This is a genomic window from Streptomyces sp. HNM0575 (genome assembly GCF_012726265.1).
Lineage (GTDB): Bacteria > Actinomycetota > Actinomycetes > Streptomycetales > Streptomycetaceae > Streptomyces.
In genome coordinates this window covers 111,600-123,944 of the sequence record NZ_JAASAG010000012.1, presented here as the reverse complement: position 1 = coordinate 123,944, position 12,345 = coordinate 111,600, and the positions used below count along the sequence as shown (strand labels likewise).

The following is a 12,345-nucleotide window of genomic DNA, read 5'->3' as shown; positions in this document are numbered from 1 at the left end:
CGTCGGGCGCCCCTGCCGGAGAGACCGGTCCAAGTGCCAGGCCTGCGGCGGCCGTTGGGAGCGGTAGCCGACCCGCGGCCCGCCTTGGGCCGCGGCGACCGCAGGCGTGTGCCCCGCCCGGACAAGCCGCGGACCGGCGCTGCGCGGTCAGTCCGCGGGCTTGCCCGTGGACACGGTCAGGTCGATCTTGTCCTTCTTCGGATCCAGGTACTCGATGCCGTCGGGGGACTGCTCCAGGACCATGTTCTTGCCCCAGATGTTCTCGTCCTCGTGCGAGATCTCCCCGAGCCTCCAGCCGGCGGCCTTGATGCACTTCTTCACCGAGGCGAGGTTCTTGTAGGTGAAGTCGGGCACGATCTTCTTGCCCCGGTCCGAGTAGCTGTCGGGCGCGTCCGTGCAGCGCGTGGTCTCGATCGTCTTGGACTTGTCCTCGGGCTTGAACCCGTCGGCGCCCTCGTCCTCGCTGTCGCCGCCGCTGCCCTCCGCTTCGGAACTGGGCTCGGGCGCCTGGGGCGCCGCCGCGGTGGCCGACGGCTTGTCGTCGGCCTTCTTCTTGTCGTCGGGGTTGGTCACCACGAACGCGATGATCATCGCCGTGATCGCGACGAGCACGGCGACCGCCGAACCGATGATCACGGGCGTATTGCTCTTGCGGCCGCCGCCTCCCCCCGGAGGCTGCTGCGGCGACAGCGTGTACGGCGGCGGGGTGTGCTGCCCCGCGCCCGGCTGAGCCGCGTACGGCGCCGGCGCCCCCGGTGCGTACTGGCCCATCGGCGCGGTGCCCGGTGGCGGTGGCGTCGAGGGCCCGAAGCCGCCGTACTGCTGCTGCGGCTGGTACGGCTGCATCCCGGGCGGCGGCGCACCGCCCTCACCGACCTGCGGGAAGACGGCCTGCCCGACGCCCGCGCCGCTCTGCACGGCCGGCCCGCCCTGCACGATCGACGGCGAGGCTCCGGCCGCCGCGGCCTGCCCGGAGACGCGAGCGCACTCCTGGTTCATCGTCTCCGCGGAGGGGAAGCGCTCGTTCGGGTTCTTCCGCAGGGTGCGCGCCACGAGCGCGTCCACGGCCGGCGTCAGCGACTGATTGATCGCCGACGGCGTCGGAGCCTCCTCCTGTACGTGCGCGTACGCGATGGCCAGCGGGGAGTCGGCGTCGAACGGCAGCCGTCCGGTGAGCAGTTCGAAGAGCATGATGCCGACCGAGTACAGGTCGGAACGTGCGTCGACGCCGCGCCCCAGCGCCTGCTCCGGCGAGAGGTACTGCGGAGTGCCGACGACCATGCCGGTCTGAGTCATCGACGTGACCCCGGACTGCATGGCCCGCGCGATGCCGAAGTCCATGACCTTGACCACGCCGCGCTTGGTGATCATCACGTTGCCGGGCTTGATGTCCCGGTGGACCAGCCCCATCTCGTGGCTGACCTCCAGGGCCGCCAGCACATCGCCCGTGATCTTCAGCGCCTTCTCGGCGGGCATCGCGCCGAACTGCGCGATGTCCTCGTCCAGTACGGAGCGCAGCGGCTTGCCCTCGACGTACTCCATGACGATGTACGGCACCAGGGCGCCGGAACCCCCGCCGGAACCGCTCCCGGACAGCTCGTCCTCGCCGGAGTCGAAGACCGAGACGATGTTCGTGTGCGTGAGCTTGGCGACCGCCTGCGCCTCGCGACGGAAGCGCTCACGGAAGGACTGTTCGCGCCCCAGCTCGGTGTGGAGGGTCTTGACCGCGACCTTGCGGTCGAGGACGGAGTCGTATGCGAGATAGACCGAGGCCATGCCGCCGGCACCGAGCAGGCTCTGCAACTGGAAGCGGCCGCCTCCGACCGTGCGGCCCGCGTACTCCGCGCCCGCCTGTCCGCCGTCGTCACTCATCTGACTGCTCCCCCTCGGCGGCACGCCCCCGCACAGTTCTTGTCGAGGGGCGGATCCGGCCCCCGTAAGCCCGCTGATTCTCGATGATTCCCGGCACCGCTCGCGGTACCCGCTCAAGTCTGCCGGAGGGCTCCCCTACGTCAAGCGCAGTGCCCGTTCCGTAACCCGATGCGCAACCTGTGACCGCAACTGCGGCAGGTGAACCGCTCCGTAACTCTTGCGGACTCTTGCCTCCCCTTGCGGCTCGATGTGCCGCAAACCCCTTGTGCACCACCCCGCACAGGCGCCCTGCGCACGGCCCGTGAGGGCGTTCCACAAGGGCCTGTGCCCGTCGCCTGCGAACTTGCCAGCCGGGCACCGCAGCCGATTGGATGGCTGGTCCGTCCCCATCCATGCGACTCCCCCGAGCCTGTAGCCTCCAAAGCGGTACGAGCCGACTCCGGGGCGTCCGGCATGGGCCGAGAGTCAGGGGGTAGGCACCGCGCGACCCACGGCATGACGGCATTTCGATCCACGGCGAGGACTAATGGCACAGACGCAGGCCGGCGGGGGTCCCTCCGACCCCGACGCCATGGGCGGCTCCATGGCCGAATCGCCGGAGCTGTGGGGCAACAACGGCCTCGTCGGCGACGGCCGCTACCGCCTCACGCACCGCCTCGGCCGTGGCGGCATGGCGGAGGTCTTCGCAGCCGAGGACCTGCGTCTGGGCCGTACGGTCGCGGTGAAGCTGCTGCGCTCCGACCTCGCCGAGGACCCGGTCTCCAAGGCCCGCTTCACGCGTGAGGCGCAGTCCGTCGCGGGCCTCAACCACCACGCGGTCGTCGCGGTCTACGACTCCGGCGAGGAGACGATCGGCGGCAACGTCACGCCGTACATCGTGATGGAGCTGGTCGAGGGCCGTACGATCCGCGATCTGCTGATGAACGCGGAGGCGCCGCCGCCCGACCAGGCGCTGATCATCGTCTCGGGCGTGCTGGAGGCCCTGGCCTACAGCCATCAGCACGGCATCGTGCACCGCGACATCAAGCCCGCCAACGTCATCATCACCAACACCGGCGCGGTGAAGGTGATGGACTTCGGCATCGCCCGCGCCCTGCACGGCGCCTCCAACACCATGACGCAGACCGGCATGGTGATGGGCACGCCGCAGTACCTCTCCCCGGAGCAGGCCCTGGGCAAGACGGTCGACATCCGCTCCGACCTCTACGCCACGGGCTGTCTGCTCTACGAACTGCTCACCCTCAGACCGCCGTTCACGGGCGAGACCCCGCTGTCGGTGGTCTATCAGCACGTGCAGGACGAGGCGGCGCCCCCGTCGGAGTCCTCCGAGACCGTGCCGCCCGAGCTGGACGGGCTGGTGATGCGGGCGCTCGCCAAGGACCCGGACGACCGGTTCCAGAGCGCCGAGGAGATGCGCGGTCTCGCGCAGTTCGCGCTCCAGATGCTGCACGAGCAGGGCAGCCACACCGGCGGCGCGTGGAACACCGGCCCCGTCGCACACGCCGGAGGCTCCACCCCGGCGATGGGCGTCCCCGGCGTCGACGCCAGGCAGCACCCGGCGCACGGCGACACCTCGCAGCTGGCGCCGCCGATGCTGATGGGCGCGCCCGACCGGGACGACGGCGGCTTCGAGGGCGGGTCGCGCCGCGACGGCCGTGGCGGCGGCGGGCTGAAGTACGCCTTCATCGCCTTCATCGCCGTGATCGCGGTCGCCGCGGGCATCTGGTTCGCGACGACCTACGACTCCGACAAGGGGAAGAACGACACCAAGCCGGACGCCCCCGCGTCGGAGCCGAAGGACAAGAAGACCACGCACAATCCGAGCCCGACGCCGACGGAGACCGAGGAGGAGCCCGGTACGACCACGGGCGACACCGGCGAGGACACGCCCTCCGAGACTCCGTCGGAGACGACGCCGAGCGAGACCGAGAGCTCGCCCTCGGACGAGCCCACGGGTTCGCCGAGCGAGTCGGAGACCGGCGGCGGCCGTGGCGGCAACACCAACAGCGGTAACAGCGGCGGCCCGTCCAGCACGCCCCCCGAGTCGCCGTCCGGCGACGTCGGCGGTGAGGACTCCGGCGGCGAGGGCGGTCCCGGAGGACCCGAGGAGTGACCGGAAGGGGCCCGGATCCCCGGGTCCCGGCCCTTGCTCCTGCCCGGGTTCGTGCGTCCCGCGTCCGGTCTCCCGGACCGGGCCCCGGCGCCGCGCCTTCCCGGTCCCCGCGGAGTCAGATTCCCTGCGGCTCGTCAGTACCGCCGTCCTGCCCCGCCCGCATCCGGGCCACGTACGCGGCGGCCTGCGTCCTGCGCTCCATGCCCAGCTTCGACAGCAGCTGCGACACATAGTTCTTGATCGTCTTCTCGGCGAGGTTCAGCTCCTCGCCGATGGCGCGGTTGGTCATGCCCGCTCCGATCAGGTCGAGGATGATGCGCTCCTGGCCGGTGAGCGACGCCAGCTTGTCGTCGTCGCCACCGCCTCCCGCGCGCCCGGCCCCTCGGCGCAGCCGCTCCACCACGCGCCGGGCGGCGTCCGGGCCGATCAGCGCCCTTCCGGCTGCGGCGTCCCGCACGGCCGACTGGAGCTCCTTGCCGCGGATGCCCTTCAGCACGTAGCCGGAGGCGCCGGCCAGCACCGCGTGCACCAGTGCCTCCTCGTCCGGGAACGAGGTGAGGATCAGGCACGCGATCTCCGGGGCGCGGGAACGCAGCTCCCGGCAGACCTCGATGCCGCTGCCGTCGGGGAGACGCACGTCGAGCACGGCGACGTCGGGACGGGCCTCGGGGATGAGGTCGAGCGCGTCGGCCGCGTTGTCCGTCTCGCCGATCACCTCGATGTCGGGTTCCGCCGTCAGCAACTCGTGCACCCCTCGGCGGATCACCTCGTGATCATCGAGCAGGAAGACAGTGATTTGGGTGCTTTCTTCCATTTTTTCAGTCTCACACACTGGTCACTGCTCTGCCCTTCCCGCACTCTGGAGCCGCGGGATACCGTGCTGGTGGCCTTCCCACGCCAAAGGCGCAGGGGAAGGTTCTGCGAGGCCCGCGAGGCTGTGACCAGTGATGTCCCTGATCTTTCGCTTGCTCGGACTCCACGAGTCCCATTAGTTGGAAATCCGAGCAAAGTTGCAGGTCAGGGCAGCTTCATGCATGTATGGAGTCCTGGAACCGCTTCAGCGGGCCTCAACCGAGACATCGTCACCGTCCGGTTGCCGTCCGTGCCGCACCCACCCCGTGCGCCGTACGGGACCGGGCGAGCCTCCCTCCGCCTGCGGGCGGGGGATCCCCAGGCCACCGGCGACCCCGTGGGCCGGACAGAAGAGGAGCACACGTGACCGTGGAAAGCACTGCGCGCAGCACTTCGCGCCGCAGCGGCACCGGAGGCAAGCGCGCCACGAAGAAGACGGCGTCACCGCAGAGCGAGGCCGGCAGCACGACCAGTAAGAACGGCACGAGCAGCACGAGCAGCACGAGCGGTACGAACAGCACGAACGGCAGGGCGGCGAAGACGGCGAGCACGGCGAAGGCCAGGACCGGTAAACCCGCGAAGTCCGCAGCCAAGCCCGCCAAGTCTGCCGGGACCGCCAAGTCCCCCGGGACCGCGAAGACCGCCGGGACGCGGGCGAAGCCCGCCAGGACGGCGAAGTCCGCCAAGGCCCCGCGCTCCCCGAAGCCGCGCACCGCCGGAGCACACGCGGACGGCACCGCCGGCAGCGAGCTCGTACAGCTGCTGACCCCCGAGGGCGAGCGGGTCGAGCACCCCGACTACGCCATAGATCTGACGGCGGAGGAACTGCGCGGCCTGTACCGCGACATGGTCCTCACCCGCCGCTTCGACAGCGAGGCGACATCCCTCCAGCGCCAGGGCGAACTCGGCCTGTGGGCCTCGCTGTTGGGCCAGGAGGCCGCCCAGATCGGCTCCGGGCGCGCGCTGCGCGACGACGACTACGTCTTCCCCACCTACCGCGAGCACGGCGTCGCATGGTGCCGCGGGGTGGACCCGACGAAGCTGCTCGGCATGTTCCGCGGCGTGAACAACGGCGGCTGGGACCCGACGGCCAACAACTTCCACCTCTACACGATCGTCATCGGCTCCCAGGCCCTGCACGCCACCGGCTACGCGATGGGCATCGGCCTCGACGGCTCCGACTCCGCCGTCATCGCCTACTTCGGCGACGGCGCCTCTTCGCAGGGCGACGTGGCGGAGGCGTTCACCTTCTCCGCGGTCTACAACGCACCGGTCGTCTTCTTCTGCCAGAACAACCAGTGGGCGATCTCCGAGCCCGCCGAGCGGCAGTCCCGGGTGCCGATCTACCAGCGCGCCGCCGGCTTCGGCTTCCCCGGAGTGCGCGTCGACGGCAACGACGTGCTGGCCTGTCTCGCCGTCACCCGCGCCGCCGTCGAGCGTGCGCGCAGCGGCGAAGGGCCCATGCTGGTCGAGGCGTTCACGTACCGCATGGGCGCCCACACCACCTCCGACGACCCGACCCGCTACCGCCGCGACGAGGAGCGCGCGGAGTGGGAGGCCAAGGACCCGATCGCGCGGCTGCGCACGTATCTGGAGAAGGACGGGCTCGCGGACGACGCGTTCTTCGCCTCCATCGACGAGGAGAGCGAGGCCATGGGCAAGCACGTGCGGGAGGCGATCCGCACGATGCCCGACCCGGACACCATGGCCATCTTCGAGAACGTCTACGCCGACGGTCACGCGCTGGTCGACGAGGAGCGCGCCCAGTTCGCCGAGTACCTCGCGTCGTTCGCCGACACGGGCGACGAGCCGGCCGTCGCGGCCGCATCCGCAGGGGAGGGCCGCTGACATGGGCGCCGCCACATCGACCGCTTCGGCATCCGCCGCGTCCACCCCGGGCGTACGGAAGATGCCCATCGCCAAGGCCCTCAACGAGGCCCTGCGCTCCTCGATGGAGAACGACCCGAAGGTGCTCGTCATGGGGGAGGACGTCGGCAAGCTCGGCGGCGTCTTCCGCATCACGGACGGGCTCCAGAAGGACTTCGGCGAGCAGCGGGTCATCGACACCCCGCTGGCCGAGTCGGGCATCGTCGGCACGGCGATCGGGCTCGCGCTGCGCGGGTACCGGCCCGTCGTGGAGATCCAGTTCGACGGTTTCGTCTTCCCGGCGTACGACCAGATCGTCACGCAGCTCGCGAAGATGCACGCCCGCGCGCTCGGCAAGATCAAGCTGCCCGTCGTCATCCGCATCCCGTACGCGGGCGGAATCGGTGCCGTCGAGCACCACAGCGAGTCGCCCGAGGCGCTCTTCGCGCACGTCGCGGGGCTGAAGTGCGTATCGCCGTCGAACGCCTCCGACGCCTACTGGATGATGCGCCAGTCCATCGAGAGCGACGACCCGGTCGTCTTCTTCGAGCCCAAGCGCCGCTACTGGGACAAGGGCGAGGTGGACACCGCCGCCATCCCCGCGCCGCTGCACGCTGCACGCGTCGCACGCCAGGGCGCCGATCTGACGCTGGCTGCCTACGGGCCGATGGTCAAGACGTGCCTGGAGGCGGCGTCGGCGGCGGAGGAGGAGGGGCGTTCCCTCGAAGTCGTCGACATGCGCTCGATGTCGCCGATGGACTTCGACACCCTCCAGAAGTCGGTCGAGAAGACCCGAAGGCTTGTGGTGGTGCACGAGGCCCCCGTATTCCTGGGGACCGGCTCGGAGGTGGCCGCCAGGATCACGGAGCGCTGCTTCTACCACCTGGAGGCTCCGGTGCTGCGCGTGGGCGGTTTCCACGCGCCGTATCCGCCGGCCCGGTTGGAGGACGAGTACCTTCCGGGTCTCGACCGGGTGCTCGATGCCGTCGACCGTGCGCTGGCGTACTGAGGAGAGTCGTGACGATGACTGAGAGCGCGACCCGCATCCGTGAGTTCAAGATGCCCGATGTGGGTGAGGGGCTGACGGAGGCAGAGATCCTCAAGTGGTACGTCCAGGCCGGTGACACGGTGACGGACGGCCAGGTCGTCTGCGAGGTCGAGACGGCCAAGGCGGCCGTTGAACTGCCCATTCCCTTCAACGGAGCCGTGCACGAGCTGCGCTTCGAGGAGGGCACGACGGTCGACGTGGGCACCGCGATCATCGCGGTGGACACGGATCCGTCGGCCGGGCCTGCGGGCGAGCCGTCTGCGGGCGAGGTTGCGCCCGCGGGTGACGGAGGGGACGGAGAGGAGTCCGGCGGAGGCGCCGGCGGAGGCGCAGGCGAAGGCGAGAAGCGGCAGCCCGTGCTCGTCGGGTACGGCGTCGCGGAGTCCTCGACGAAGCGCCGCCCGCGCAGGCAGCAACCCGCCCCGGACGCGACGCGGAACGGGGACGGCGGTGCGCCGCAGCCCGTCCGGGAAGCCGTTCAGGAGTCCGTACGGGAGACCGTACAGGCCGCCGTACAGGGCGAGTTGAACGGCCACCGGGACGACGAAGGGGCCGCCGCGGCCGTGTCCGGCACGAGCACCGCCGGCCGCCCGCTGGCCAAGCCGCCCGTGCGCAAGCTCGCCAAGGACCTCGGCATCGACCTGACGACGGTGATACCGACCGGCCCGGACGGAGTCATCACCCGTGAGGACGTGCACGCGGCCGCGGCTCCCGCCGCCGCCCGTGTCCCCGCGCCCACGGCTCCCGCCGCCGCCCCGTCGACGGCACCGCCCGCCGCCGACCGGCCGGAGACGGCGGGTGCGGGGGTGCGCGAGACGCGGGTGCCGGTGCGCGGCGTACGCAAGGCCACGGCGCAGGCGATGGTCGGCAGCGCCTTCACCGCGCCGCACGTCACGGAGTTCGTGACCGTCGACGTGACGCGCACGATGAAGCTCGTACGGGAGCTGAAGCAGGACCCGGACATGCAGGGGCTGCGGGTCAACCCGCTGCTGCTGGTCGCCAAGGCGTTCCTGGTGGCGCTGCGCCGCCACCCGGAGGCCAACGCCGCCTGGGACGGGGCGAACCAGGAGATCGTGCAGAAGCACTACGTCAACCTGGGCATCGCCGCGGCCACTCCGCGCGGCCTGATCGTCCCGAACATCAAGGACGCCCACGCGAAGACGCTGCCCGAACTGGCCGAGTCGCTCGCGGAGTTGGTGTCCACGGCCCGGGACGGCAAGACCAGCCCGGCCGCGATGCAGGGCGGCACGGTGACCATCACCAACGTCGGCGTCTTCGGCGTCGACACCGGTACGCCCATCCTCAACCCCGGGGAGTCCGCGATCCTCGCCTTCGGGCAGGTACGGCAGCAGCCCTGGGTGCACAAGGGCAAGGTCAAGCCGCGCGACGTCACGACGCTCGCGCTCGCCTTCGACCACCGCCTGATCGACGGCGAGCTGGGCTCGAAGGTCCTGGCGGACGTGGCGGCGGTGCTGGAACACCCCCGCCGCCTGATGACCTGGACCTGACGCCCCGACCACCAACCGGTGCCGGGCCCTCAACGGGGGCCCGGCACCGCTGCGTTGGGGCGCCTTGGGCGCCCGGGTATTCGCGGCGTGGCGCGCGGGGCGCGCGTGCTGCGGCGGTACGTCGGCGCTGCGTGCGGGGTTTGCGCGAGGGCCAACGGGCGCCCGCCGCCGCTGCGTTGGGGCCTGACGGCCCCGGCCCCCGGTGGTTTCGGGGCGCTTGGCGGCTCGGTGCTGCCGCGTCCGTCGGGCCTGCGGCCCGACCGGCTTCCCCGTGCCCCAACCTCGCCCGGGTGTCCGGACGTTGGGCTGTGGCAGCGCTCGCGCCCGGCGCGGCTGTCCGCTTCCCGGCCGTCCGCTGCCGCGATGGCACGCCAGCCGCGTCCGTGGCGCGCCGGGCGGGGTCGGCGGCGTCCCGCGGTGGCTTTGGGACGTTTGCCGGTCCGGTGCTGCCGCGCCCGTGGGGCCTGCGGCTTGGCTGGGTTCCCGTTAGGGACCAACCTCGCCCGGTCGTCGGGACGTTGGGCCGTGGCAGCGCTCGCTCCCGGCGCGGTCGTCTGCTGCCCCGATGGCACCGCGGAGACCGCGGTGTGTGCAGAGGGCCCAACGGGCACCAGGTACCGGTGCGTTGGGGTCTGGCGGTCTGCCGGCCGAGGCTGTGCCCCGGTGGGGCGGCGGCGTCCCGCGGCGGCCTATGGGCGCTTGGCGGGCCGTTGCTGCGGCCTCCGGCGGGCCTGTGACCTGACCTGCCCCCCGGTTGCCGGAACCCGAGGCCGCGCCCACGGTGGCTTCGGGCCGGGCCGCTCCCCTCCGGCGGGGGCCTGCGGCCCGACCCGCACCCCGTCGCCGGTGCCCCAACCTCGCCCGGTAGTCGGGGTGTTGGGTCGTGGCGGCGTTCGCGCGCAGCGCGTCGCGCCGCGCGGTCGGCGCGGGCCCGCGCCCCCGCGGAGCCGGTGGGCGGGCGTGCGCGCAGCCGGGTGGGCACACGCTCGTGGGGGCCGTGACGGGTGGGTGGGTGGGCCGCGTCGTCCATATCGCGGACGCGAAACCCCACGCATCTGTGTTGTATCTAAGCTGTGCACATGTCCGTTTCCACCGATCTCGCGACGCCTGCCGCGGCTCGCCGCCCACCCGCCGCCGAACGCGTCTACGCGCACGTCAAACAGGCCGTGCTGGACCGCCGTTACGAGGGCGGGATGCTGCTCACCGAGGGCGAGCTCGCCGAGGCCGTGGGCGTATCGCGTACTCCCGTACGGGAGGCGCTGCTGCGCCTGGAGGTCGAGGGACTGATCAAGCTCTATCCGAAGAAGGGCGCCCTCGTGCTGCCGGTGTCGGCGCAGGAGATCACCGACGTCGTCGAGACGCGGCTCCTCGTCGAGCAGCACGCAGTGCGCAAGTCGTCGGAGCCGGTGAGTGCCGCGCTGATCGAGCGGCTGGAGGAGCTGCTCGAAGAGCAGCGGGCGCACGCCGCCGACGGCGACCTCACGGCGTTCGCGCTCAGCGACCGCTGCTTCCACGCGGAGATCGTCAAGAGCACCGGCAACGAGATCCTCACCCGCCTCTACGACCAGCTCCGCGACCGCCAGCTGCGCATGGGCGTCGCGATGATGCACGCGCACCCGGACCGGATCGCCAAGAGCATCACCGAGCACGCGGAGATCACCCGCTTCGTGCGCGCGGGCGACGCGGAGGCCGCCGCCGACGCCGTGCGCAGGCACGTGACGTGGGTACACGACCTCGTACACGGCGGTGTGCGGTGAGCGCACCCACCCCCGCCGGCGTCACGGTCCACAGTGATCCGCCCGGCGGTTCCCGCGCCATGGCGGTCTGGGGCCTGGGCGTCACGGTCTACTTCGTCGCCATCACCTACCGCACGAGTCTCGGCGTGGCCGCACTGGACGCCGCGCAGCGCTTCGACATCAACGCCTCGGCGCTGTCGACCTTCTCCATCCTCCAGCTGCTGGTCTACGCGGGGATGCAGATCCCGGTCGGGCTGCTGGTGGACAGGCTCGGCACGAAGAAGGTGCTGATGCTGGGCGTGGTGCTGTTCACCGCGGGGCAGTTCGGCTTCGCCTTCTCCGGCTCGTACGCCGCGGCCCTCGCCTGCCGGGCGCTGCTGGGCTGCGGCGACGCGATGACGTTCATCAGCGTGCTGCGGCTCGGCTCCCGCTGGTTCCCGGCCCGGCGCGGCCCGGTGATCGCACAGGTCGCGGGCCTGATCGGCATGGCGGGCAACCTCGTCACGACGCTCGTGCTGGCCCGCCTGCTCGACGCGTTCGGCTGGACGGCGACGTTCGCGGGGAGCGCGGCGGGCGGCGCGGTGCTGCTGGTGCTCGTCGTCGCGTTCCTGAAGGACCATCCGAAGGGGTACGCGGTGGTCCGCGCCCCGCAGCCCGGCGGCGGCTACGTACGTCGCCAGATCGTGCGCGCCTGGCGGGAGCCCGGCACCCGGCTGGGAATGTGGGTGCACTTCACCACGCAGTTCCCCGGCATGGTCTTCCTGCTGCTGTGGGGAATGCCCTTCCTCGTACAGGGGCAGGGCCTCGACCGCGCCACGGCGGGCGAACTGCTCACGCTGATCGTGCTGTCGAACATGGTCGTCGGCCTGGTCTACGGACAGGTCATCGCCCGGCACCACGCCGCACGGGCTCCGCTCGCCCTCGGCACCGTCGCCGCCACGGCCGGCGTGTGGGCCACCGTGCTGCTCTGGCCCGGACATGCGCCGGTGTGGCTGCTGGTGATGCTGTGCACGGTGCTGGGCGCATGCGGTCCGGCGTCCATGATCGGCTTCGACTTCGCCCGTCCGGCCAATCCGCCCGAGCGGCAGGGCACGGCCTCCGGAATCGTCAACATGGGCGGCTTCACCGCTTCGATGACGACGCTGCTGGCGGTCGGCGTCCTGCTGGACGTCACGGGCGGCAGCTTCCGCGCCGGCTTCGCGAGCATCTTCGTACTGGAGGCGCTGGGCGTCGTGCAGATCCTGCGGCTGCGCAAGCGTGCGCACAGGCGCGAGCGCGAGCGGGTCGTGGCCAGCCGGGTGGAGGCGGTGCACGTCCCGGTCCCCCGCTGAACGGTCCCCCGCTGAACGG

Annotated in this window: 8 protein-coding genes; 6 read left to right on the top strand and 2 right to left on the bottom strand. The window is 71.6% G+C overall.

Annotated features, from left to right (window positions below; all coding sequences use genetic code 11):
* Positions 1-147 precede the first annotated feature (147 nt).
* The gene (locus HCC61_RS25760) at positions 148-1,872 is read right to left on the bottom strand and encodes a protein kinase (RefSeq protein WP_169139399.1); all 1,725 of its coding nucleotides are present in this window, start codon (positions 1,870-1,872) and stop codon (positions 148-150) included.
* Between the two features lie 526 nt (positions 1,873-2,398).
* Between HCC61_RS25760 and HCC61_RS25755 the strand changes: the two genes are divergently transcribed.
* The gene (locus tag HCC61_RS25755; RefSeq protein ID WP_169139397.1) at positions 2,399-3,985 is read left to right on the top strand and encodes a protein kinase; all 1,587 of its coding nucleotides are present in this window, start codon (positions 2,399-2,401) and stop codon (positions 3,983-3,985) included.
* Positions 3,986-4,100: 115 nt separating this feature from the next.
* On the opposite strand, the gene HCC61_RS25750 is transcribed toward HCC61_RS25755, so the two are convergent.
* Positions 4,101-4,799, bottom strand: coding sequence for a response regulator transcription factor (locus HCC61_RS25750; RefSeq protein ID WP_169139395.1), 699 nt, complete (start codon positions 4,797-4,799; stop codon positions 4,101-4,103).
* 401 nt (positions 4,800-5,200) lie between these two features.
* Between HCC61_RS25750 and pdhA the strand changes: the two genes are divergently transcribed.
* From pdhA to HCC61_RS25725, 5 genes are all read left to right on the top strand, one after another.
* Positions 5,201-6,685: a pyruvate dehydrogenase (acetyl-transferring) E1 component subunit alpha gene (gene pdhA, locus HCC61_RS25745; RefSeq protein WP_346777384.1), complete on the top strand. Its 1,485-nt coding sequence runs from the start codon at positions 5,201-5,203 to the stop codon at positions 6,683-6,685.
* Between the two features lies 1 nt (position 6,686).
* Positions 6,687-7,712 (top strand): alpha-ketoacid dehydrogenase subunit beta, encoded by a 1,026-nt coding sequence (locus tag HCC61_RS25740; RefSeq protein ID WP_169139393.1) that lies wholly within the window; start codon positions 6,687-6,689, stop codon positions 7,710-7,712.
* Between the two features lie 14 nt (positions 7,713-7,726).
* Positions 7,727-9,259, top strand: coding sequence for a dihydrolipoamide acetyltransferase family protein (locus HCC61_RS25735; protein WP_169139391.1), 1,533 nt, complete (start codon positions 7,727-7,729; stop codon positions 9,257-9,259).
* Between the two features lie 1,079 nt (positions 9,260-10,338).
* Positions 10,339-11,016: a GntR family transcriptional regulator gene (locus HCC61_RS25730; RefSeq protein WP_206323012.1), complete on the top strand. Its 678-nt coding sequence runs from the start codon at positions 10,339-10,341 to the stop codon at positions 11,014-11,016.
* A 59-nt stretch (positions 11,017-11,075) separates the two neighbouring features.
* The gene (locus HCC61_RS25725; RefSeq protein WP_169139672.1) at positions 11,076-12,326 is read left to right on the top strand and encodes an MFS transporter; all 1,251 of its coding nucleotides are present in this window, start codon (positions 11,076-11,078) and stop codon (positions 12,324-12,326) included.
* Positions 12,327-12,345 lie beyond the last annotated feature (19 nt).

Coding starts and splice junctions, on each gene's coding strand:
- HCC61_RS25755 (WP_169139397.1), top strand. CDS start 2,399: ATGGCACAGACGCAGGCCGGCGGGGGTCCCTCCGACCCCGACGCCATG.
- HCC61_RS25750 (WP_169139395.1), bottom strand. CDS start 4,799: ATGGAAGAAAGCACCCAAATCACTGTCTTCCTGCTCGATGATCACGAG.
- HCC61_RS25730 (WP_206323012.1), top strand. CDS start 10,339: ATGTCCGTTTCCACCGATCTCGCGACGCCTGCCGCGGCTCGCCGCCCA.
- HCC61_RS25725 (WP_169139672.1), top strand. CDS start 11,076: ATGGCGGTCTGGGGCCTGGGCGTCACGGTCTACTTCGTCGCCATCACC.
- HCC61_RS25760 (WP_169139399.1), bottom strand. CDS start 1,872: ATGAGTGACGACGGCGGACAGGCGGGCGCGGAGTACGCGGGCCGCACG.
- HCC61_RS25735 (WP_169139391.1), top strand. CDS start 7,727: ATGACTGAGAGCGCGACCCGCATCCGTGAGTTCAAGATGCCCGATGTG.
- HCC61_RS25740 (WP_169139393.1), top strand. CDS start 6,687: ATGGGCGCCGCCACATCGACCGCTTCGGCATCCGCCGCGTCCACCCCG.